23 protein-coding genes and 3 tRNA genes are annotated in these 23,588 nt (G+C 32.6%); 16 read left to right on the plus strand and 10 right to left on the minus strand.

Annotated features, from left to right (window positions below; genetic code table 11):
* Positions 1 to 57: 57 nt before the first annotated feature.
* Positions 58 to 783, minus strand: a complete 726-nt coding sequence (locus UCYN_RS03870; protein WP_012954200.1) for a WecB/TagA/CpsF family glycosyltransferase — start codon at positions 781 to 783, stop codon at positions 58 to 60.
* 311 nt (positions 784 to 1,094) lie between these two features.
* Between UCYN_RS03870 and rpsL the strand changes: the two genes are divergently transcribed.
* From rpsL to rpsJ, 5 genes are all read left to right on the plus strand, one after another.
* Positions 1,095 to 1,469: a 30S ribosomal protein S12 gene (rpsL, locus tag UCYN_RS03875; RefSeq protein WP_012954201.1), complete on the plus strand. Its 375-nt coding sequence runs from the start codon at positions 1,095 to 1,097 to the stop codon at positions 1,467 to 1,469.
* Positions 1,470 to 1,566: 97 nt separating this feature from the next.
* Positions 1,567 to 2,037, plus strand: a complete 471-nt coding sequence (gene rpsG, locus UCYN_RS03880) for a 30S ribosomal protein S7 (protein ID WP_012954202.1) — start codon at positions 1,567 to 1,569, stop codon at positions 2,035 to 2,037.
* A gap of 157 nt (positions 2,038 to 2,194) precedes the next feature.
* Positions 2,195 to 4,291, plus strand: a complete 2,097-nt coding sequence (gene fusA / locus UCYN_RS03885; protein WP_012954203.1) for an elongation factor G — start codon at positions 2,195 to 2,197, stop codon at positions 4,289 to 4,291.
* Positions 4,292 to 4,352: 61 nt separating this feature from the next.
* Complete coding sequence (gene tuf, locus UCYN_RS03890; protein ID WP_012954204.1) at positions 4,353 to 5,582, plus strand: elongation factor Tu; 1,230 nt, start codon at positions 4,353 to 4,355, stop codon at positions 5,580 to 5,582.
* Positions 5,583 to 5,693: 111 nt separating this feature from the next.
* Positions 5,694 to 6,011, plus strand: a complete 318-nt coding sequence (rpsJ, locus tag UCYN_RS03895) for a 30S ribosomal protein S10 (RefSeq protein WP_012954205.1) — start codon at positions 5,694 to 5,696, stop codon at positions 6,009 to 6,011.
* 239 nt (positions 6,012 to 6,250) lie between these two features.
* Here the strand turns inward: rpsJ and UCYN_RS03900 are convergent, their stop codons facing one another.
* A complete protein-coding gene (locus tag UCYN_RS03900; protein WP_041487757.1) occupies positions 6,251 to 6,943 on the minus strand; it encodes an NnrU family protein in 693 nt (230 codons plus the stop codon).
* 208 nt (positions 6,944 to 7,151) lie between these two features.
* Between UCYN_RS03900 and UCYN_RS03905 the strand changes: the two genes are divergently transcribed.
* The gene (locus tag UCYN_RS03905) at positions 7,152 to 8,147 is read left to right on the plus strand and encodes a LysR family transcriptional regulator (protein WP_012954207.1); all 996 of its coding nucleotides are present in this window, start codon (positions 7,152 to 7,154) and stop codon (positions 8,145 to 8,147) included.
* 74 nt (positions 8,148 to 8,221) lie between these two features.
* Here UCYN_RS03905 and UCYN_RS03910 read toward each other — a convergent pair whose 3' ends face one another.
* The 3 genes from UCYN_RS03910 to nblS all read right to left on the minus strand — a co-directional run bounded on the left by UCYN_RS03910 (position 8,222) and on the right by nblS (position 12,111).
* A complete protein-coding gene (locus tag UCYN_RS03910; RefSeq protein WP_012954208.1) occupies positions 8,222 to 8,590 on the minus strand; it encodes a 2Fe-2S iron-sulfur cluster-binding protein in 369 nt (122 codons plus the stop codon).
* Positions 8,591 to 8,715: 125 nt separating this feature from the next.
* Positions 8,716 to 9,891: a molybdopterin-synthase adenylyltransferase MoeB gene (moeB, locus tag UCYN_RS03915; RefSeq protein WP_012954209.1), complete on the minus strand. Its 1,176-nt coding sequence runs from the start codon at positions 9,889 to 9,891 to the stop codon at positions 8,716 to 8,718.
* Positions 9,892 to 10,152: 261 nt separating this feature from the next.
* The gene (gene nblS / locus UCYN_RS03920; protein WP_012954210.1) at positions 10,153 to 12,111 is read right to left on the minus strand and encodes a two-component system sensor histidine kinase NblS; all 1,959 of its coding nucleotides are present in this window, start codon (positions 12,109 to 12,111) and stop codon (positions 10,153 to 10,155) included.
* A gap of 196 nt (positions 12,112 to 12,307) precedes the next feature.
* On the opposite strand from nblS, the gene UCYN_RS03925 reads away from it, so the two are divergent.
* The 4 genes from UCYN_RS03925 to UCYN_RS03940 all read left to right on the plus strand — a co-directional run bounded on the left by UCYN_RS03925 (position 12,308) and on the right by UCYN_RS03940 (position 15,023).
* A tRNA-Tyr gene (locus UCYN_RS03925) sits at positions 12,308 to 12,389 on the plus strand.
* A 6-nt stretch (positions 12,390 to 12,395) separates the two neighbouring features.
* Positions 12,396 to 12,467: transfer RNA gene (locus UCYN_RS03930), tRNA-Thr, on the plus strand.
* Positions 12,468 to 12,728: 261 nt separating this feature from the next.
* Complete coding sequence (recA, locus tag UCYN_RS03935; RefSeq protein WP_012954211.1) at positions 12,729 to 13,766, plus strand: recombinase RecA; 1,038 nt, start codon at positions 12,729 to 12,731, stop codon at positions 13,764 to 13,766.
* Positions 13,767 to 13,952: 186 nt separating this feature from the next.
* Positions 13,953 to 15,023 (plus strand): Gfo/Idh/MocA family protein, encoded by a 1,071-nt coding sequence (locus UCYN_RS03940; RefSeq protein WP_012954212.1) that lies wholly within the window; start codon positions 13,953 to 13,955, stop codon positions 15,021 to 15,023.
* Between the two features lie 88 nt (positions 15,024 to 15,111).
* Here UCYN_RS03940 and UCYN_RS03945 read toward each other — a convergent pair.
* Positions 15,112 to 15,183: transfer RNA gene (locus UCYN_RS03945), tRNA-Val, on the minus strand.
* Between the two features lie 89 nt (positions 15,184 to 15,272).
* On the opposite strand from UCYN_RS03945, the gene UCYN_RS03950 reads away from it, so the two are divergent.
* A complete protein-coding gene (locus UCYN_RS03950) occupies positions 15,273 to 15,797 on the plus strand; it encodes a metal-binding protein (RefSeq protein ID WP_012954213.1) in 525 nt (174 codons plus the stop codon).
* Between the two features lie 64 nt (positions 15,798 to 15,861).
* Here the strand turns inward: UCYN_RS03950 and nuoK are convergent, their stop codons facing one another.
* The 4 genes from nuoK to nuoH all read right to left on the minus strand — a co-directional run bounded on the left by nuoK (position 15,862) and on the right by nuoH (position 18,666).
* Positions 15,862 to 16,173, minus strand: a complete 312-nt coding sequence (gene nuoK, locus UCYN_RS03955; RefSeq protein ID WP_012954214.1) for an NADH-quinone oxidoreductase subunit NuoK — start codon at positions 16,171 to 16,173, stop codon at positions 15,862 to 15,864.
* 33 nt (positions 16,174 to 16,206) lie between these two features.
* On the minus strand, positions 16,207 to 16,830 hold the full coding sequence (locus UCYN_RS03960) for an NADH-quinone oxidoreductase subunit J (RefSeq protein ID WP_012954215.1): 624 nt from the start codon (positions 16,828 to 16,830) through the stop codon (positions 16,207 to 16,209).
* A gap of 92 nt (positions 16,831 to 16,922) precedes the next feature.
* Complete coding sequence (ndhI, locus tag UCYN_RS03965; protein WP_012954216.1) at positions 16,923 to 17,516, minus strand: NAD(P)H-quinone oxidoreductase subunit I; 594 nt, start codon at positions 17,514 to 17,516, stop codon at positions 16,923 to 16,925.
* Positions 17,517 to 17,547: 31 nt separating this feature from the next.
* The gene (gene nuoH / locus UCYN_RS03970; protein ID WP_012954217.1) at positions 17,548 to 18,666 is read right to left on the minus strand and encodes an NADH-quinone oxidoreductase subunit NuoH; all 1,119 of its coding nucleotides are present in this window, start codon (positions 18,664 to 18,666) and stop codon (positions 17,548 to 17,550) included.
* A 373-nt stretch (positions 18,667 to 19,039) separates the two neighbouring features.
* On the opposite strand from nuoH, the gene UCYN_RS03975 reads away from it, so the two are divergent.
* From UCYN_RS03975 to UCYN_RS03995, 5 genes are read left to right on the plus strand one after another with little or no spacing between them, the layout of a single operon-like run.
* Positions 19,040 to 19,966, plus strand: coding sequence for an NAD-dependent epimerase/dehydratase family protein (locus UCYN_RS03975; RefSeq protein ID WP_012954218.1), 927 nt, complete (start codon positions 19,040 to 19,042; stop codon positions 19,964 to 19,966).
* Positions 19,967 to 19,980: 14 nt separating this feature from the next.
* Positions 19,981 to 20,571 carry a D-sedoheptulose 7-phosphate isomerase gene (gene gmhA / locus UCYN_RS03980; RefSeq protein WP_012954219.1) on the plus strand — a complete coding sequence of 197 codons (591 nt, stop codon included), beginning with the start codon at positions 19,981 to 19,983 and terminating at the stop codon, positions 20,569 to 20,571.
* A 6-nt stretch (positions 20,572 to 20,577) separates the two neighbouring features.
* Positions 20,578 to 21,153: a D-glycero-alpha-D-manno-heptose-1,7-bisphosphate 7-phosphatase gene (locus UCYN_RS03985; RefSeq protein ID WP_012954220.1), complete on the plus strand. Its 576-nt coding sequence runs from the start codon at positions 20,578 to 20,580 to the stop codon at positions 21,151 to 21,153.
* Positions 21,154 to 21,173: 20 nt separating this feature from the next.
* Positions 21,174 to 22,358, plus strand: a complete 1,185-nt coding sequence (locus UCYN_RS03990; RefSeq protein WP_012954221.1) for a hypothetical protein — start codon at positions 21,174 to 21,176, stop codon at positions 22,356 to 22,358.
* Positions 22,351 to 23,526, plus strand: a complete 1,176-nt coding sequence (locus UCYN_RS03995) for a glycosyltransferase family 4 protein (RefSeq protein ID WP_012954222.1) — start codon at positions 22,351 to 22,353, stop codon at positions 23,524 to 23,526. The genes UCYN_RS03990 and UCYN_RS03995 overlap by 8 nt, the downstream gene beginning before the upstream one ends.
* Positions 23,527 to 23,588: the final 62 nt, after the last annotated feature.

Genomic DNA, 23,588 nt, shown 5'->3' on the forward strand with positions numbered 1-23,588 from the left:
ATACATTACTTTTGTTCCTCAAACGAATTTTCAACTTGTGTTTACATTGATAAATTTTTACCAATTAAAAAATACTTTGATAAAAAACTTAGGAATTATTAACATACGTTTCCAACGCCAAGGTTCTTGATAGAGTCTAAATAACCATTCTAAGTTATTATTTTGCAACCACAGAGGAGCCCGAGATTTATTTTCTGACCATATATCAAAGCTTCCCCCAACTCCTATCCAAACAGATTCAGGGCATAAGTTTTTATTTTCATAAATCCATTTTTCTTGTTGAGGAACTCCTAGCCCAACTAGTATTAACTTAGGCTGTTTTGTAAATAATGTTTTTTTCCATTCCTCTTCTTCCGCAGAAGATAAGTATCCATGCCTTGTCAAGATATCGATCTGCGGAATTCTTTGTAACCACTTTTCTGCTGATCTTTTAGCCACTTCGGGCTTTCCACCGTAGAAGGCGATTAAACATTTATTTTTTTCAGAACCTAATGTTTTGATTAAAGTCTCTGCTAGTTGAATACCTGGACAACGTTCTTGATAAATTCCATTAAGTCTTAAAGATAAAGTTATTCCTGCACCATCAGGAATAACTAATTGTGAACTTTCAATAATTTTTGCAAGTTTACTATCCTGGTTTGCTAGCATTGCCATTTCGGCATTGAGAGTAACAACATGAATTCCTTTGTGTTCTTCAAGACACTCTATTAACCATCCAGCATAATCAATAGACAAATGAACAGGCAAACCAATGATCAAGGAAGATTTTATAGGTAATGGCATTACTTAATTAAGATAAGGAAAACTAAGTTGTTAATATACAGTAAACATCAAATAAAAACTAATTTCTAATAATAATTATTTACTTAAGCTACCTTAAGCGACTCCAATAAGTATTAGTAATCATCTTTTGGATATGACAAGAATATAAAATTCTAAAAGTTAAATTAGAAATTAGTGTTAATAAAAAAAATCTTAATTTTAATTCAATTGTATTGACATATATCATTTTTTTTTGATATGGTGAGAGTTTGTCAGCTATCTTTACTAATTGATAGCTTTTTGGCACTTTTTCTCTATATAAAATCTATTTTATGCCTACTATTCAGCAGCTAATTCGGAGTGAACGCTCCAAAGCAAAAAAGAAAACTAAATCTCCAGCACTCAAGCAATGCCCTCAACGTCGAGGAGTTTGCACTAGAGTCTATACTACCACTCCTAAAAAGCCCAACTCTGCTCTAAGAAAAGTAGCTAGGGTCCGCTTAACTTCAGGGTTTGAAGTAACAGCCTATATACCAGGAATTGGACATAACTTACAAGAACACTCTGTTGTTTTAATTCGTGGAGGTAGAGTTAAAGACTTACCTGGTGTTCGTTATCATATTATTCGTGGAACTTTAGATGCTCAAGGAGTAAAAGATAGAAAACAAGGACGCTCTAAATATGGAGCTAAACGTCCTAAAGCTTAGATTATATCTTTGAAACTATAGATCTACTAAGATCTATCGATGATTTGGTTGATAGAATCGTTTAACAGTTTTAATTATTCAAAAGGAAGAATTTATTATGTCCCGTAGAGGAAATATTAAAAGAAAACCGGTACCACCTGATCCAGTTTATAGTAGCTGTTTACTTAATATGACTATCCGTCGAGTAATGAAAAGTGGTAAGAAATCAGTTGCTGCAGGTATTGTATACGAAGCTATGAAAACTATTGGGGAACGGACTGGGAAAGAACCTCTCGAAGTTTTCGAGCAAGCCATAAAGAATTTAACTCCACTTGTAGAAGTTAAAGCTCGAAGAGTAGGTGGAGCAACTTATCAAGTACCTATGGAAGTTCGTCCATCTAGAGGAACAACATTAGCATTAAGATGGCTAATTCGTTATTCTAGAATCAGAGGTGGACGCACTATGGCGGGCAAATTAGCGAATGAGATTGTTGATGCTTTTAATGAAACAGGCGCAGCAATGAAGAAACGTGATGAAACTCATCGCATGGCTGATGCAAATAAAGCTTTTGCTCACTATCGTTATTGATAGTACTTATTTAGCATTTTTATTCAATAACTTCTTCCTAAGATTGTTCTACTATAAATTCTTTGAGAGAAATATAAAAATTATAAGTAGTATAAATCTATTAAATAGTAAAGATCAAAAGAATAAAAATGCTTAAGTAAACTATAAGGAGGACGTTTTGACACGTAATATCCCACTAGAAAAGGTACGGAATATTGGAATTGCTGCGCATATAGATGCTGGCAAAACTACAACAACTGAACGTATTCTTTTCTATACAGGAATCGCACATAAACTAGGTGAAGTCCATGAAGGCACAGCTATTATGGATTGGATGGTACAAGAGCAGGAAAGGGGTATAACAATTACAGCTGCTGCTATTAGTACCAATTGGCTAAATCATCGAGTTAACATTATAGATACTCCAGGACATGTAGATTTCACAATTGAAGTTGAACGTTCTATGAGAGTACTAGATGGAGTAGTAGCTATATTCTGTGCAGTGGGAGGTGTTCAACCTCAATCTGAGACTGTCTGGAGACAGGCAAATCGTTATGAAGTTCCTCGTATAATCTTTATCAATAAGATGGATCGTACTGGAGCCAATTTCTATAAAGTTCATAAGCAAATATGTGATCGTCTAAAAACTAATATTATTCCAATTCAAATACCTATCGGTAATGAAAGCAATTTTTCCGGCATTGTAGATCTAATAAGAATGAGAGCTAAAATCTATAAAGATGACTTAGGAGAGAATATCGAAGATATTGAAATTCCTTCTGAATATTTAGAAAAAGCTCAGGAATATCGTTCTAAATTAATCGAAGCAGTTGCTGAAATTGATGAAACTTTATTAGAAAAATATTTAGAAGGAATAGAGTTAACAGAAATAGAAATTAAAGAGGGTCTTAGAAGAGGTACCTTAGAACGCTCTATCATACCTTTATTGTGTGGTTCAGCTTTTAAGAATAAAGGAATTCAGTTATTGCTAGATGCTGTTATAGAATATTTACCATCTCCTCTTGATGTCCCTTCAATTAAAGGCTTATTACCTGACAATATAGAAGGTTGTCGATTAAGCTCTGATGATGAGCCATTTTCTGCTCTTGTTTTTAAGATCGCTTCTGATCCTTATGGTCGCTTGACTTTTATACGTGTTTATTCCGGAGTTTTGAAAAAAGGAAGTTTTGTTTACAATGCAGCAAAAAAACAAAAAGAAAGAATTTCACGTTTAATTGTTCTTAAATCTAATGATCGTATTGAAGTAGATGAGTTGAGAGCAGGAGATTTAGGTGCTATTATTGGCCTAAAAAAGACAACTACGGGTGATACTTTATGTGATGAGGATCAACCTATACTTTTAGAATCTTTGTATATTCCTGAACCAGTAATTTCTGTGGCAATAGAAACTCAAACTAAACAGGAATTAGAAAAACTTTCTAAGGCTCTCCAATCTTTATCTGATGAAGATCCGACATTTCGAGTTAGCATCAATCCTGAGACTAATCAAACTGTCATAGCAGGGATGGGAGAACTACATTTAGAGATTCTCGTCGATAGGATGTTGCGTGAATATAAACTTGAAGCAAGTATTGGAAAACCTCAAGTTGCTTACCGTGAAACTATTTTGAAGCCAAGTAAAACTGAAGAAAAGTATATACGCGAAAATAGTGGTAAAAATCATTATGCTCATATTGTAATTCAGGTAGAACCGACTAAGAGAGGTAGCGGTTTTGAGTTTGTTTCAACAGTTACTAATGGTATTATTCCAAAAGAGTTTATTGCTTCAGCTAAAGAAGGTATTAGAGAAACTTGTGATTCAGGAATTCTTGCTGGCTATCCACTAACAGATATTAAAGTAACTCTGTTAGATGGATCATTTCATGAAGTTGATTCCTCAGAAATATCTTTCAAAATTGCTGGTTCAATGGCTATTCGTAGTACAGTAATGAAATCTTTTCCAGTACTATTAGAACCTATGATGAAGATTGAAGTAGATATTCCCAATAATTTTTTAGGAGATATAATTGGAGATCTAAATGCTCGTCGAGGTCAAGTTAACGGAATGATAGCTGAAGATGATCTTACAAAAGTCTCTGCAAACGTTCCTCTAGCAGAAATGTTTGGTTATGCGACTGATATAAGATCAAAAACACAAGGTCGAGGGGTATTCTCAATGGAATTCAACCATTATGTGGAAGTCCCTCATGACATCGCTAAAGCGATAATTATGCAAAATACAGGGAACACTTATAGCAGTGAAGACTATCAATGAATTATCAATGATAAAGTGTTACTGTTTAAAACAAAGAAAACAACAAAGGAAATTTTAGTTTATGGCAAGAGAGAAATTTGAAAGAAACAAACCTCATGTTAATATTGGGACCATTGGTCATGTTGACCACGGTAAAACAACTTTAACAGCTGCGATTACAATGACTTTAGCTGCTGCCGGTAATGCTAAAGCTCGCAATTATGAAGATATTGATGCAGCGCCTGAAGAAAAAGCCCGTGGTATTACTATTAATACTGCTCACGTTGAATATGAGACAGCGAACCGTCACTACGCTCACGTTGATTGCCCTGGTCATGCTGATTATGTAAAAAACATGATCACTGGAGCAGCACAAATGGATGGAGGTATTCTAGTTGTTTCTGCTGCTGATGGTCCTATGCCACAAACACGTGAACATATTCTACTAGCTAAACAAGTAGGAGTTCCCAGTCTAGTAGTTTTTTTGAATAAACAAGATCAAGTAGACGATGAAGAACTTTTAGAACTTGTTGAACTAGAAGTTAGAGAATTACTTAGTGAATATGATTTCCCAGGAGATGACATTCCTATAGTTTCTGGTTCAGCTTTAATGGCGATAGAAGCACTTAAGGAGAACGCCAAAATCAAACCAGGTGAAAATCCTTGGACAGATAAAATATTAGCACTTATGGAAGCTGTAGATGCTAGCATCTCTGAACCAGAAAGAGAAATCGATAAACCATTTTTAATGGCAGTAGAAGATGTATTTTCTATCTCTGGCCGTGGAACCGTAGCTACCGGAAGAATTGAGCGTGGTAAAGTAAAAGTAGGCGAAACCGTTTCCATCGTAGGTATTAGAGATACTCAGACTACTACTGTTACCGGTGTAGAGATGTTTCAAAAAACTCTTGATGAAGGTCTAGCAGGAGATAATGTTGGTCTTCTATTAAGAGGTAGCAAAAAAGACGATATTGAACGAGGAATGGTAATAGCTAAAACTGACTCTATTACTCCTCATACCTTATTTGAAGGGGAAGTATATGTCTTAACTAAAGAAGAAGGTGGTCGTCACACCCCATTCTTTAAAAATTATCGTCCTCAGTTTTATGTACGTACCACTGACGTAACAGGAACCATTCAAGATTATACTGCTGATGACGGTACAGCTGTTGAAATGGTAATGCCTGGAGATCGCATTAAAATGACTGTTGAATTAATCAGTGCTATTGCTATTGAGCAAGGAATGCGTTTTGCAATTCGTGAAGGAGGTCGTACAATTGGTGCAGGAGTCGTTTCTAAAATTCTTAAATAAAACGACTAAATGGTAAGAGTCGGCTAGTACGAAGATAAATTACCTCTTGCTAGCCAACTCTTACTTTAAAATTTCATTTAACTAATCACTGAACCTTGAAAATTAAACATTATGGCTACTTTAGCACAACAAAAAATCCGTATTCGATTAAAAGCATTTGACCGTCGTTTGTTGGACACCTCTTGCGAAAAAATTGTTGATACAGCCAATCGTACTGATGCAATAGCAGTAGGGCCTATTCCTTTGCCTACCAAGAAGCGTATTTATTGCGTCTTGAGATCACCCCATGTTGATAAAGATTCAAGAGAACATTTTGAAACTAGAACACATCGTCGCATTATTGATATTTATCAACCTTCATCTAAAACCATTGATGCACTAATGAAACTAGACCTACCTGCAGGAGTAGAAATCGAAGTTAAACTCTAAATTTCAATATATGGAAATGAATATCTAGCTAAATAGAAGTAATTTTAAACTCCTATTTAGCTAGAAAATTAAATGTGGAATTCTTCCTGTACTAGAATTAAGAAAAAAATAATCTTGTAACAAATATATTAATGACTCTTTATAAGACTTCAAAGATAATTCTATTCTTCTAGACCTTGGTTAAAACTTATATAATAACTAACATTGAATATTTTTGACTTGTTAGAATTTAGTCTTAACTAAAGTAACTGAAGATGACAAAACCATATTAGAATTATAAATCCACATACTCCAATATAAGCAGGTCTTGAAAATTCATTTAGGACCAACGATTGACGGCCATCTAAAACAGCTAAAAACGGAATTATTGAAGTTTTTTGTTTTATACAAATAAATTGTTCTCCATAAAGTTTTTCAAGACGATAATCTCCATGCCATATTGCAAATAAATGATAAGCAATTAAACTTAAGGAGGTAATAATAGTAAAACTACTACCAATCCACAAAGTATGAGCGATACACCATATTATTTGCCCTATCATTTGAGGATGACGACAAATTCTTAAAATTCCTGTCTCGTGTAAATGTACTTTAGGCTTACTAATAGCAGCAATTTCTAAAAGATTAAAAGTAGATGGATATAAGAAAAGAAATGATATCGCAGAAAGTAACCAAACTATAATCTTAACTGCTAAAAATTCTTGAAATTGCCACAAAATCAAACCATCATAACGATGGTAAAAAAAGTAAACAACTAAAATAATAGCTAGAGGAAGATTCACTAAGACAAAAAAAATCCTATAAAGTCTTACTCCGATTTTAGCTTCTCCCCATGACCTTAAAGCTGCCAGACCACTATGCACAATACCAAATACTAATAATAATCCCAATATAATAAAATGACTTGCTGTTAGCCACATAGTTAGTTTCATATTTTTATAACCAATTCATATAATATTAAATGAATTTATTTATTAACCTATTTTAATATCTTAGAATATATTAATTTCTGTGCTATCTTACTGTCGTATTTAATTAAATTTTTCTTTTTTTAAAACTTTTATACTAAAAACGTCATGTAATTATTAATTATTCTAGTTGCTCTTTATACTGACTCTTTAAGTATTTTTTGATAATTTTATGTCAGACATTCCTTTCACTTTAGATCAATTGCGTATTCTCAAAGCAATAGCTGCTGAGGGGAGCTTTAAGCGAGCAGCTGACAAACTTTATATTTCTCAGCCTGCAGTTAGTCTTCAGGTACAAAATTTAGAAAAACAACTAAATATACCACTATTTGATAGAGGAGGTCGTAAAGCGCAATTAACAGAGGCAGGACGTTTATTATTATCGTATGGAGAAAAAATTATTACTCTTTGTAGAGAAACTTGTCGCGCAGTTGAAGATCTACAGAATCTTAACGGAGGAACTTTAACTATAGGAGCCTCTCAAACAACTGGAACTTATCTACTGCCTAAAATGATTGGATTATTTAGACAAAAATATCCTGACGTAGTAGTCCAATTGCAAATACATTCAACAAGAAGAACAGCATGGGGAGTTAATAGTGGACAAATTGATCTAGCTATTGTTGGAGGTGACATCCCTAAAGAGTTACAAGACATATTAAAGGTAATTCCCTATATTAAAGATGAATTAGTACTTATACTGCCAGCAAACCATCCTTTGTCAAAAATTAAGACAATTCAAAAAGATGACTTATATCGCTTAAGTTTTATCAGCTTAGACGCTCAATCTACTATTAGAAGAGTAATGGAAAAAAACTTAAACTATTGTGGTATCAATACAAAACGTCTTAATATAGAAATGGAGCTTAATTCTGTAGAAGCTATTAAAAATGCAGTTCAAGCAGGCTTAGGCGCAGCATTTGTCTCAATCACTGCAATTGAAAAAGAGATCAAAACAAAAGAAATTTATGTAGCTAATATTGAAAAAGTAAAAGTTAAAAGAACATTGTCAGTTATAATAAACCCTAATCGCTACCATTCAAAAGCTTCAGAAATTTTTATTAGAGAAATACTACCAAAATTTTCAAGCTATTATGAAAAATCAACCTTAGAGTATTTTCCGTTGTCGTCTGATAACCTCAAAGAAATTAACGAAAACATTGATTGAATTTTAAATATCAATATTATCTATTTATTTTTTAAATTAGTAGTTTGTGTAACAAATAACTTATTTTTTATAATTTAATCATTATCGATAGGTAGACCCCGTCTGATATTTCTTTTTCCGTAATATTGTCCAAACTGTAACTCATATACTTCATCTTCATCTTGAGTTTCTACTTCTAAATTTGATTTAGCGTAACTTACACATAGGAGAGCATAGCCCTTTTCTCTTAATTCATGAGACAAGCCTATCGCTTCTGTTTGCTCTAATTCTCCTGACAGAATTTTTACAGCGCAACTAGTACAGGCTCCATTGCGACATGAAAATGGAAGTTCATATCCTTGAATTTCCGCACTGCGTAAAATGTAAGAATCATCAGGAACTTGGATGTTGTAGTTATCACCTACTTGGCGGTGGTATATTCGAACTGTGTGATAGTGACTCATGAGTAAATAATAAAAAAACTAAAATTAGCTATAAACGTTTTAAATAATTTGTTCTACAAAGATAGCGATCTAAATATTCATACTATCCTTAGTAAAATATTAAAGGCTATATATACATATAGCCTTTAATATTGAGGTATGCTTACATCAATCTGTTGGCTCCAAGCATTAATACCTCCCTTAAGATTAGTCCCCACGATACCAAATTTTTCTAAAATTTCGAGAGCTTTAATTGAACGTCCTCCCATTTTACAATGAACAATTAAACGTTTATTTTCTATTAGGCTTCTAATTTGTGGAATTCCTGTACCATCTTCAATACTTGCTAATGGCACCAAAACTGAGCCACTAATATGTGCAATTTGACGTTCATTAACATTTCGTACATCAATTAATACAAAAGATTCTGAGTTTGAATCTATTAATTTTTTAAGCTCTTGAACTGCTATTTCAGATATCATGGTGCTATTATCTTTATTCTTAAATGTTGAAACATTAGAAACGTTACAGAATTCCTCATAATCGATTAATTGATTTATAACAGGACGATTAGGATTGGATCTTAATTTCAACTCTTTGAAAGTCATATCCCAAGCATTATATAAAAGTAAACGTCCACTAAGAGTATTATTAGAACCTAATATAACTTTAATAGTTTCCGTAGCTTGAATTGTTCCAATAATACCAGGTAATACTCCTAAAACTCCCCCTTCAGCACAAGAAGGAACCATTCCAGGTGGTGGAGGCTCTGGAAATAAATCTCTATAGTTAGGACCTCCTTGATAATTGAAAACTGTTGTTTGCCCTTCGAACCTAAAAATTGAACCATAAATATTAGGTTTATTCAGTAAAAAACAAGCATCATTAGTTAGATATCGTGTAGGAAAATTATCTGTCCCATCTACAACTACATCATAAGGTTTTAAAATTTGAATAGCATTTTCAGAAGAAAGACGATTCTTATACAAGTCAACTTGACATGTAGGATTTATCTCTAAAATTCTATTTTTTGCTGATTCTATCTTTAATTTACCAACCCATGAAGCACCATGTATTATTTGACGTTGCAAGTTAGAACTTTCAACAATATCAAAATCAACAATACCAATGTTACCTATCCCGGCAGCAGCAAGATAAAGTAACAACGGAGAGCCTAATCCACCAGTTCCAACACAAATAACGCTAGCAGCCTTCAATTTTTTCTGACCTTCTAGTCCAACTTCTGGCAGAATAATATGGCGTGAATATCTTTCAATCTCTTCTTTGTTAAGAGTAATTGTTTCTAAATTAGGATTAATCATACTTTATTACACTGAATACATTAACTAAAAGTACAATTTTTAATATAAAAAAAGATTCACCTAAATTACTGTACTCAGTATTTATTTTAAATTTAAGTTATTCATGCTCAATAAAAATATTAAAATATTCTTACAATAGTGAATTTTTATTTAGGTTTTACAATCTTAGCTTAAAGTCTTTTAGCTCTATATTACATACTTTAAATAATATATATAAGAAATTAATACTAATATTTTATTCTAAATATTAGTATTAATTTCTTATATTGGATAAATATTTACTGTTCTTGACAAAATATTTGTATTTTTAGAACTCTCTAAAGAAGGACAATTGTCTTGATAGAGAGCTAGATCGAACCAGAAGGTTGTTCCAACTCCAATTTCACTAATAAGGTTAGTTTGGCTATGGTGTTTATTTATAATATTCGTAACTATAGAAAGTCCTAAACCCGTTCCTTCAAGAGTATGAACTCTATTTTCTACTCTAAAGAAACGATCAAAAATTGCAGTTTGATCTTCAGGCGCAATACCAATTCCGGTATCAGAAACTTCTATCCTAACAAAAGATTTATTATTAGATTGTTTAGATTTTACTTTAAAGTAATAAGCGCGGACAACAATTGTTCCACCTGAAGGAGTAAATTTAAGAGCATTACCAACTAAATTATTTATAACTTGTAATAGTAAATCATAATGTCCTAATACCAGCGGTAAGTCGGATTTAACTTCTTTATATAAAGTTAATTCTTTATCTTTTGCATTTAACCTATATGTTCTAATAGTTTGCTCTATTAGTTGAGAAAGATCTACTGCACTTAAATAATATGTTTTAAATGACTCTAAACGAGATAGATCTAAAACATCATTAACTAAGCGAGTTAAACGATCAGTTTCATGATTAGCAGTTTCTAAAAATTCTTTTCTTTCTGCATCTGTCAGATCTTGTCCAAATTCGGCAAGAGTCTCAATAAAAGATTTAATGTTAAATAAAGGGGTTCTTAATTCATGAGATACATTGCTTATAAACTGACTTTTAGCTTCATTTAGGCCTACTTCTCTAGTGATATCTTGTATCGTCATGGCAATTCCTTTTAAGTCCCTATGCTGATCAAAAACTGGTGTTAGAAGAATACGAACAATTTTTAATATTGGTTGCTGCAATTTAATTCGATATTCTTCTGGAGATATCCTCGGCTCTACATAAGTATTATTCGCATGATGTCTCTTTCTCATCATTTCCTGCAATGGAAGTTGAAGCTGATTGGTTAATTCCTTAGGTAAAAGTTTTAAAACGTTTTCACCTATTAAATTTATTTTATTCCAATTAAACATACGTCTTGCCGTAGGATTGACTAACAGAAGATTAAGGTTAATATCCAATAGGATTGCCCCGTCAATAGTTGTTGAAACTAAAGTATCTAATTTCGCTTTTTCTGCTGTCAATTCTTCAATATTGTGTTCTTCATGGCTTTCGAGACGCTTAGCCATTTCATTAAAATTAAAAATTAATTCTCCTAACTCTCCACCAAAAGGAAGATTGATACGTTGTTTAAAATTACCTGTTGAGATATTTTTAACTCCTACTAATAATTCTTTAATAGGACGAGTAATAGTTAAAGCATTAAAGGCTGCTCCTAAGATAACCATAACCCAAATAGCAACAAACACTGCAATAGTTACATCGCGAGTTAAATTGGATGAATTAACAACAGTCGCATTGGGATTGATACCTATTGCTAAAAAACCCAAATCCTTATTGTCGTGCTTTAGAGATACAAAAACATCAGTAACTTTACCATTTGGGCTTTTATGCTGTTGCACTATAGGTAAGCTGTCATTGTCGTAAGCTTTACTAGGAAGTTTAATGCGACGTTGAACAGTTAGACAGTTTTGAACTTCTGTTGATGAATAAGGAATTGCAAAAAATATATGCCCTTCTTTATCAGCATAAATCATGTAACGTACACTAGAAGTATTTTGATAAAATCTATTAGAGAAACGAGCTACTTCTGTTAAGTTATCTTCGGCAATTAAAGGAGAAACATTAGAAGCCAATAATAAGCCAAGATCTCTACCAAAGCGTGTATCGTTTAATCGAGCATCTTTCTGGATGATATTAACTGCCCAAAAGGTTAAACCACTCATAAATAGAGAAACCGCTAAAGTTACAGCTGCCATCAACTTAGTTTGCAGCGTAAATTCTGACCACCAGCGTTTCATGATTTTCTTGATTGTATTTAAGGGATTTAACAAAATTAATTTACATTTATAATTTTATAATTTACGGTTATGTACATAGCGTTATTTTAGCTTGTTAATACTATGAGAATGGATTGAATAGTTAGTTTTTTTAAAAACTATAGTTGAAAACTGTAATTGATTATGTTACTATTAATTCTTGTTGGATAAACAAAAAGGGTCGATGCCCGAGTGGTTAATGGGGGCGGACTGTAAATCCGCTGGCTATGCCTACGCTGGTTCAAATCCAGCTCGGCCCACCTTTCGCCCGTGTGGCTCAGTGGTAGAGCACACCCTTGGTAAGGGTGAGGTCACGAGTTCAATCCTCGTCACGGGCTCTTATTTCATTAGATTAGTAAATAATAAGCACTCTGTAAAGAAATATATAGTATAAGTAAAGAGATTTTTTAAAATCTTGCATAATAGATGCTCTCTCTAAAAGCACTAAGAGTAGAGAAAATTATTTTGTTAACCAAGTATTAAATAATTTGAAACATAACTATTGATTTTTGGTCTATGTTTTAACAATAAATTAATGTAAGCTTAATTGAACATTTTTTATTTTGTAAAATATTTGTATTAATTAAATAAGGGTATTAATGTCTTCTACTACAAATAACAATGATAAAGAAAAGGCTTTAGACTTAGTCCTAAACCAAATTGAGCGAAACTTTGGGAAGGGTGCGATCATGCGTCTTGGAGATGCGGCTAAGATGAAAGTAGAAACAGTTTCTACTGGCGCCTTGACACTTGACTTAGCTTTGGGAGGAGGGTTGCCAAAGGGAAGAATAATAGAAATTTATGGACCTGAAAGTTCTGGTAAAACTACATTAACATTGCATGCTATTGCAGAAGTTCAAAAAGCTGGAGGAGTAGCTGCCTTTGTAGATGCAGAACATGCGCTAGATCCAAGCTATGCCTCTGTATTAGGTGTTGATATTGACAATCTTTTGGTAGCTCAACCTGATACGGGAGAATCAGGTTTAGAAATAGTCGATCAATTAGTTCGTTCCTCTGCTGTTGATATTATTGTTATAGATTCTGTTGCAGCGTTAGTTCCTCGAGCTGAAATAGAAGGAGAAATGGGAGACACTCAAGTTGGTTTACAAGCAAGATTGATGAGTAAAGCACTACGAAAAATTGCAGGTAATGTAGGTAGGTCTGGATGTCTAGTCGTTTTTCTGAATCAATTAAGGCAGAAAATTGGAGTTACTTATGGAAGTCCTGAAGTGACAACTGGTGGAACTGCACTTAAATTCTATGCATCAGTACGTTTAGATATTCGACGTATTCAAACTTTAAAGAAAGGAACTGAAGGTGAGTATGGAATTAGAGCTAAAGTAAAAGTAGCTAAAAACAAAGTTGCCCCACCATTTCGAATTGCCGAGTTTGATATTATTTTTGGTCAAGGAATTTCCAACATAGGGTGCATAATTGATTTAGCAGAACAAACTAATGTAATTAGTAGGAAAGGGGCATGGTATAGCTATAACGGAGACAATATTTCTCAAGGAAGAGATAATGCTGTTAAATATTTAGAAGAAAACTCTGAATTTACAAAAATTATTGAACAACAAGTTCGTGAAAAATTAGCTTTAGAATCTTTAGAAATAAATGCTTCTCCAGAAAATAATTAATGATAATATTTATGGTTTTCTTAATCAAGAATATCTGTTTATCATAAAATAACCTTATCTAAAATTATCTAGATTTCTTTATAATTAAAAGAACTGTGTTACCATCTTGGGTGGTCAATATATGAATAAGTTACTTCCAAAGATAGACAGTGAAAATCTGTAGAGGAGTTTACAGGAGTACTAAATATGGTAGATATACAGCAACCTCTAATCTTACATAAAAACACTTTTGATCCTATCCGCATGGGTGTAATTGGAGTGGGTAATATGGGGCAACATCACAGTAGAATTCTTAGCTTGTTAAAAGATGTGGAATTGGTTGGTGTTTCTGATGTTAGTGTAGAAAGAGGGATTGATATTGCTAGTAAATACCGAGTACGGTTCTTCGAGAACTATTTAGATCTACTTCCTCATATCGATGCAGTTTGTATAGCTGTGCCTACTAGATTACACCATTCTGTTGGAATAGATTGTTTAAATGCAGGAGTCCACACCCTAATAGAAAAACCTATTGCCGCAAATATCACTGAAGCTGAATCTTTAGTTAACGCAGCAGCAGATTCCAAAGGTATTCTACAAGTAGGTCATATTGAAAGATTTAATCCTGCTTTTCAAGAATTAAGCAAAGTATTAAAAACTGAAGAGGTTTTGGCCTTAGAGGCACATAGGATGAGTCCTTACTCTCAAAGAGCCAACGATGTTTCTGTAGTTCTTGACTTAATGATTCATGATATTGATTTATTATTAGAATTAGTCAATTCGACTGTTGTAAAATTAACAGCAAGCGGTAGTCGTAGATCTAATTCAGATCATTTAAACTATGTAACAGCAACTCTCGGTTTTGCAAATGGAATAGTAGCGACTTTAACTGCTAGCAAAGTTACCCACTGTAAAATACGTCGACTTGCAGTCCATTGTGAAAATTGTTTAACTGAAGCCGATTTTCTTAACAATGATATTTTAATACATAGACAAACTACGGCTAATTACAGTACAGAGTACGGACAAGTGTGGTATAGACAAGATGGACTAATAGAAAAAGTACATACAACTAAAGTTGAGCCACTTCATGCAGAACTAGAGCACTTTGTACATTGTATACGTGGAGGAGACCAACCTTCTGTTGGTGGAGTACAAGCCTTGAAAGCTTTAAGGTTAGCTAGTTCTATTGAACAGATGGCACTAGATGGTAAGATTTGGCAGCAATCGGACATAAACTATCAATATCTTAATCCTTTACCAACAAAAAGTTTTTGATTATGATTAATTTAAAAAATTCTTTTAGAATTATTATATTGAATAATTTTAAAAGAATTTTTGAGAACTTTATTAGAGGTAATAAGTATGGGCGATACTGGACTTGAACCAGTGACATCCTGCTTGTAAGGCAGGCGCTCTACCACTGAGCTAATCGCCCTTTCTAAGACCTATATATCATAACATAAGCATTTTATAAAAACAATAGTTGTTTTTATGAAAATATTAATTTAACTTTTAAAAAATACCATGCCTTCCGGCCGTACTCATGATCGTATTACTGTATTAAGTGTAGTTCCTATTACAATTTTATTTTATTTTATTTTTCGCCGTAAAGAACTTATATTATGGTTTGGTTTATCTTATATTTTTAGTGGATTAATGTTTGGACCAGATTTAGATATCTATTCACTACAATATAAACGATGGGGAATAGGGCGTTGGATTTGGCTTCCATATCAATATTCTTTTAAACATCGTTCTTTTTTATCTCATGGCTTTTTAATAGGAACAATAATTAGATTAATTTACTTTTTTGTTATCGTTATGATATTTACCATTTTTATAAATATGGTAATCCAATTTTTTCTAGGTTCTACTTACAATTGGTGGATTTTATTCACTACAAACTATAACAAATTAAGAGCTCAGTATTTAGAAGAAGCAGTCACAATATTTCTAGGTTTAGAATTAGGTTCTATGAGCCATTCAATAAGTGATACGTTAGTTACAAACTTTAAAAGATTAAAAACTAAATTTTTGAAAACTAAATAAAAATTACCCGATAAAACTAAATTAGTCTCATCGGGAAAAATAAAGATAATAAATATTTATTAACTCACCATTTAAGTAAATTAAACTGTTCCATATCTATAGTTTCACGGTTTCGATAAATTGATAAAATAATTGCTAGACCAACTGCAGCTTCTGCCGCAGCAACGGTAAGAACAAATATTGTAAAAATTTGCCCTTTAATTTCTTCTGAATCAAGAGCATTAGAAAATGCCATTAAGTTGATATTGACAGCGTTTAGCATTAACTCTATAGACATTAAAACTCGAACTGCATTACGACTACTTATAAGGCCGAAAATTCCAATACAAAAAAGAAATGCTGCTAATAACACATAAAATTCTAACTGTACTGCCATAAAACCTCATAGTGATGAATAAACTTTTACTTTTTATAAGTCTAAAGACTTAGATGAAGATAATTCCTGTAATTTTTCTTCTGTTAAACGTTCAGGCAACTCTAAAGCAGTTGATATACCTTCACTATCATAAATCTCAGGAATTAAATCGCGACGAGCTAGAACGATTGCTCCTACCATAGCTATTAGTAACAAAACAGAAGCCAATTCAAAAGGTAAAAGATAATCACTAAACAAATGTCTTCCGATTTTTATAACTGTACTTTCCAAAACTTCTGGAACAACAGCTTCCACATTCCAAGGAGTCATATAAACTACTGTTGAAAGTAGAGCAAAAATTCCTCCACAGACCATCATGGTAGCTACCCGGTTTATCCATGACTTAGATGAGTTAGAATAATCTCCTTTTTTATTTACTAGCATAATAGCAAACAAAATTAGAACATTAATTGCTCCTACATAAATTAAAACTTGAGCTGCTGCTATGAAATCAGCGTTTAAAAGAATATATAGTCCTGATATTCCTATAAAAACTCCTCCTAATAAGAATGCAGAATAAACAATGTTTGACAATAAAACAACGCCTAAAGCAGAGATAATTACTAACCCAGCTAAAATGGCGAAAGAGACAAGTTGGACTCCTTCTGCTAAATTCACTATTATTGATACTCCTTTTTCGTTGATTAGTAGAAATTCGATAGATGATAAAAAATTTCTTGCTAAAATAAAATTTTTTATCGACTATCATTTTATTGAGATAAAGTTTCTGTTTCCTTGATAATATCTTCAGGCCGCTTACCTGCTCTACGAGATCCTGATGGCAAATCATGAGGGTCAAGTACTTCCTTCGGTAAGTAAGCTAATTCCCTTAAGGGAGTAACCATTGGATCTTGTGTAACCTTGTAAGGTAATCTTCCAAGAGCTATACTGTCGTAATTTAATTCATGACGATCATAAGTAGCTAACTCATAATCTTCAGTCATGGATAAACAATTTGTAGGACAATATTCCACACAATTACCACAAAAAATACAAACTCCAAAGTCTATACTATAGTCTTTAAGATCTTTCTTTTTGTTTTCTTTGTTGAACTGCCAATTAACTACAGGAAGATTAATTGGGCATGATCTAACACATACTTCACAAGCGATACATTTATCAAATTCATGATGAATTCTTCCTCTGTATCGTTCTGAAGGAATTAGTTTTTCATAAGGATACTGTACTGTAATAGGTCGACGACTCATATGATCGAATGTCACAGACAAACCTTGACCAATATATTTTGCCGCTTGAATTGTACTTTTAGCGTAGTCTCCTACTTGTTTAAGAACACTAAACATATGCTTTTCTCTACTTCTTTAACAATAAAAATCAACCACCAAATGCAAATGGAAACACTAACTTAAAAGCTGCAGTTAAGAGTAGATTAACCAAAGATATCGGTAAAAGAAATTTCCATCCTAAATCTAATAATTGGTCAATACGTACACGAGGAACGGTCCATCTCATTAAGATAGCAAAAAAGACTAAGAGATATGCTTTCATGACAGTCATGAAAATTCCTACAGAGGCCATAATTATCTGTAACCAATAACTATTAGCATTAAGTCCTGACCATTCAGCTAATTTCTCAAGAGGAATAGGAAATCCCCAACCTCCCAAATATAGAACTGCGAAAATAAGAGCAGATAAAACCAAGTTAACGTAGGATCCTAGATAAAAAAGAGCGAATTTCATTCCAGAATACTCAGTTTGGTAACCAGCTACGATTTCTTCTTCAGCTTCAGGTAAATCAAAAGGGAGTCTCTCGCACTCTGCTAGTGCAGCAATCCAAAAAATTACAAACCCAAAAGGCTGTCTCCAAATATTCCATCCTAAAATACCGTACCCTGACTGTTGGTGTACAATATCTATTGTACTCAAGCTATTAGACATCATGACAACTGCTAGTACAGAAAGAGCTAGAGGAATTTCATAGCTAATTGATTGTGCCGCTGCTCTCAACCCTCCTAACAAAGAATACTTATTATTAGAAGCATAACCTGACATTAATAGTCCAATTGGAACGACACTAGATAAGGTTATCCAAAGAAAAATTCCAACATTAAGATCAGCAACAATTAAATCTTCCCCGAAAGGAACAATTAAATAAGAAATAAAGACTGGAACAACTACTAGTATCGGACCAATAGTAAATAGCCAAGAATCGGCCTTAGCTGGGATAATATCCTCTTTAAAGACTAATTTAATTCCATCAGCAACTGGCTGCAACACTCCTAGTGGCCCAGCATATTCTGGACCAATACGTTGTTGAACGGCAGCAGAAATTTTTCTTTCTAACCAGACTACAACTAAAACACCTACCGTTGCTGCGATAATCATCAACAAAGATGGTAAAGGTATCCACAAGGCTTTAGCTGCCCCGCTAGGAATCCCGAATTGTTTCAGGGATTCAATAAAATTCGTTTTTAGGTCAATTCCTGTGTTCATTACATTCTAACGCTATAAGTTAAGATTGCTAAGCCTCTTGCTTAGTATATCGTTGGACATGAGATAACCTTGCGAGCTTTATGGTTAATTCTTGAAAATCGAGCATAAATCTACAATATCTAATTAAAACTTGATTTAATTATTTAGGACGATATAATTTTTTGTATTTTAAAGTACTAATATTAATCAATCAAATCTTTAGGGAAAGGAAAATAACTTATCCTAGTATTTTAGTACAAGGCTAGTTGTAAATTCGCTATCTTACTACAGAATATTAAACATTGAGACTGTTTGCAAAACTTTACGTTATGCATGTAGTAATTTTATTTTAATATTCATAATTGAAAATTTGATGCTTTTTTAGAAATTTACCATGAAGATTTTAATAACAGGTGCAACGGGATTTTTAGGAACTAGTTTATGCTCTTTACTCCAAAGCCAAGGTCATGACTTAGTTTCCTTGAATTCCAAGAATTGTGATTTAACAAGATCAGACTCATTATTAAAATTCAACAATTTAGCCTATGATCAAGTTTATCACTTAGCAGCTTGGACACAAGCAGGAGACTTTTGTTTATATCATCCAGGTGAACAATGGATAATGAATCAAAAAATGAATACAAATGTTTTAGACTGGTGGCAAAAATATCAACCTCAAGCAAAATTCATTTGTATGGGAACAAGTTGTGCCTATGACAACGACTTATCTTTAGTAGAAGAAAATTACCTAACAGGAACACCTATTAGTAGTTTATTTACTTATGCTATGACTAAAAGAATGCTTTATGCAGGTCTTTTGGCTCTAAATAAGCAATATTCCTTAAATTATTTATGTTTGGTCCCTTCAACTTTATATGGAGCTGGGTACCATACTGACGGCAGACAAATGCATTTTATTTTTGATCTAATCCGGAAAATAATTCGTGGAAAACTTTATAATGAACCCGTCATTCTTTGGGGAGATGGTACTCAGTCAAGAGAGTTAGTTTTTGTCGAAGATTTTGCTAAAATTGCTGTTAAATTAGCTCAATGTACCAATAATGAATTAATAAATATTGGTGCCGGCGAAGAATATACTATTCAACATTTTGCTAAATTAATTTGCAATCAAGTAGGATATGACTTTAATAAAATTCAGTTTGATTCTTCTCGATATGTAGGAGCAAAATCTAAATGTTTAGTGACTAATAAACTTAAACAATCTTTGCCTGATAATGACTTGACTCCATTAGAATTAGGGTTAACAAAAACAATTGAGTGGTTCTGGCAGGAACAAGAAAAACTTGTTCCTATTTATTAAGAGAGGAAGGAACGGTGAACTATTGGATTCAACACAGACTAAATAACCTAGATAAAGCTTTTAACTCTAGGTATTGTAATGCTCTTGAAAATACTGTTGATTTAATTACAAAACAATTTCAAGCAGGTAATAAATTATTGATTTGTGGTAATGGTGGTTCAGCAGCAGATGCTCAACATATTGCTGCTGAATTTGTAGGCAGGTTTCAACTGCATCGTAGAGGACTGCCCGCCATAGCACTAGGTACTAATCCAGCTGTACTAACGGCATGGTCTAATGACTATGAATTCGAAACTATTTTTGCTCGTCAGGTAGAAGCTTTTGGAAAACCAGGAGATATTCTATGGGCGATTTCAACATCGGGTAAATCAGCCAATGTTATTCGTGCAATGGAAATAGCTAGAGAAATAGGACTAATTACAATTGGGATGGCTGGAAACGATGGAGGAGTATTAAAAGATTTAGCTGATTACCCTTTACTTGTTTCAGAATACCATACCCCGTATATTCAAGAGATTCATTTAATTACTTATCATAGGATTTGTGAACAAGTTGAAGCTAAACTATTTGCAAAAACTGGTTTAGGGGCACAAATTGCAGTCTAAATCAAAATGCTGGATAAAATAGCAACTTCTGATTCGTATATTTTCAAAAACCAAAAAGCTTTATTTCTAGATAGAGATGGAGTTGTTATTAAATACATACCTTATCTTTCTAAACCAGAACAAGTAGAGCTTCCTTTTGGCGCAGGGGAAGCTCTTAAACGATGGCAAGATAAAGGATATTTATTAATTTTAGTAACTAATCAAGCAGGTGTAGGAAGAGGCTACTACAACCTAGAGGATGTTACAGATGTACATAATTACATTTGTAAAGAATATAAAAAAAAATATGGAGTTAATTTCTACGACATTTTTATATGTCCTCATCATCCCAATGAGAAGTGCTTGTGTCGCAAACCTTCTCCTCAAATGTTGGTTGATGCGTCTATTAAATATAATATTTTACTATCTAAATCATTTTTTATTGGAGATACACTTAGCGATGTAGAATCTGCACTAAATGCAGGTTGTAATCCCATTTTATTATTAACTGGTAAAGGGAAAGATTCCCTTAAAAGAATAGTTAAATATCCTCATAAAATTCAAGTTTTTAATAGCTTACAAGAGACTGTGAAAATAATATAATTTAGACAAGATACTCAAATATGAATCCAAATGAAGAGAGACATTTAACACCGATATTTATATCATTAGTTCCTAATTTAATGCAAGGTCAAGGACACATAATCCCCTATCATAAATCTGTAAGTGAGGCTGTCTCTCAACTAGGTTGGAAACATTTCGTTGCTGTACCTATTAATAATAAAGTCCATAATTTACCTATTAATTGGGATACATGCCTAAGTAACTATGATTTAGAAAAAGAGGGGAGTTGGTATGATAAATTTCTTCATTTTCAAGAAATTTGGATATTAGGGAAAAAAATAGCTAATTATTTAAACAATAAAATCGCTGATCAATCAAGACCTCGTATCTTATTTATAGAAAGATTTATTCATCTACAACTTTTAGCTTTATTTCTAGCTTTACTACTAATCCCTACTAATAACTTATCGGTTTGGCTGCTATATCGAAGAGATACTCATAAAGATAAGACTAGAATTATTTATAAGATCCTGAATTACCTTATTAAAATTAGAATAAAACCAGAGAAATTTAAACTTGTGACAGATAGCGACTTATTGAGTAAACAGCTATCGAAATATTTTGAAATACCTGTGAAAGTTTTTCCGATTCCTCATACCAAAGTCAATTTATCTTCAAGTATTATAGATAATAAGTCTAAAATTTTATGTTGGTGGCCAGGGTTACCTAGAGAAGAAAAAGGCTGGCATATTATTCAAAAATTAGTCAGTTATTCTGGAGAAAATACAAAAAATATTTGCCTCATATGTTCAGAAAAAGCAAATCTACAGTCTACTAAAAATGGAGTTAATCTCGAATTAGTTAAAAACTATTTGACAAGAGAAGAATATTACTCTTGGCTTCATTTAAGTCAAGTAATCCTATTACCTTATGATTCTTTTGAATATGGCTCAAGGACATCAGGTATTTTTACCGAGTGTATTGTTTCTGGAAAGATACCTTTGGTTACCAATAATACGTGGATGTCTCATGAATGCCTTAAATATAATTTAACTGAATTAATTATTGATTGGCATAACCCAAAATATGTTTTTGATAATATAAAAAAAATAACTCAGTCTAATATTATTAAAAATAAAATACAAAATATGCAAGAAAGTTACAACAGATTCCACAATATTGCTAATTATAGTTTGACAATAAAAAACTTATATAGAGAAACGATAACTTCAAATTATGATTAAAGTTTATATTGATGCAACTCCTATCCGTGATAAGCCGACAGGTATTGGAGTTTACACATTTAATTTAATTAATGAATTACATTATTTAGAAGATACAAAAAATTTACAGCTAAATATTTATTTTCATCCTTCTTTAAAAAATTGGCTTCGCTGTAACTTTTTAATTCCAAAATTATTAAATAAATATTCAAAGGTATTACGTCTAAATATCCCAGTTAGTCTAGCTGATTTATTGGCAAAATATCTTCCTTTTATTTTCTCTTCTTTTAAGAAAAATTTAGATAACATAAATCTGATACATGGAACAGATCACTATATTTATCCCTATGAGAAGGCAGAAAAAATTATAACTATTCATGATCTTACTTTTTTAAAATTTCCAAAATACTCAACAAAAATAGTTAAAAGCTATACGGGAAGGATTGAAAGATGTTTAAAGTGGACAAATGCAGTTATAACTTTTTCAAAAAATACTAAACAAGATATTGTTGACTTTTTCAATGTTGATCCCAGTGCTATATATATTATCCCTCAGGCAAGTCGATACTCAAATAATTATCTTGCGCCTCAACTAACGCAAGATAATCCTATTTCTATAGAAAAACATTTGGATAGCCCATATTTCCTTTTTGTTAGTACTTTAGAACCAAGAAAAAATATTTTAAATCTAATCAAAGCATTTGAATATTTAAAAACAAATTACGATATTTCGCATCAATTGATACTAATTGGGAAGAAGGGATGGGGTTATCATCATATTGTCAATCATATAGACCAATCGCCTTTTAAACAAAATATTCACCATTTAGATTATGTATCAGATAAATCCTTAGCTACTTTTTATAACCAGGCAGAAATTTTTATTTATCCATCCTTTTATGAAGGGTTTGGCTTGCCTATTTTAGAGGCAATGACTTTAGGGAGTCCTGTTATCACGTCTAATACGTCTTCTTTACCAGAGGTAGCTGGCGATGCAGCATTGTATGTTGATCCTCACAACTACTATGAATTAGCAAGAATGATGCTAAAAGTATTAAAAAATCCTGATTTGAGGCAAGAGATGATTAAAAGAGGTAGACGACGAGCTGACAAATTTTCTTGGAGGAACACAGCATTGGAAACTTTAAGTGTATATAAATCTGTTTTAGATAAAAAAGATCAATTATAAAATATTTATTTAAGTATGATTAGAATTTAAGTCAACAATTTAAATTTTCTTGTTAAATCTCT

The organism is Candidatus Atelocyanobacterium thalassa isolate ALOHA (assembly GCF_000025125.1).
Lineage (GTDB): Bacteria > Cyanobacteriota > Cyanobacteriia > Cyanobacteriales > Microcystaceae > Atelocyanobacterium > Atelocyanobacterium thalassae.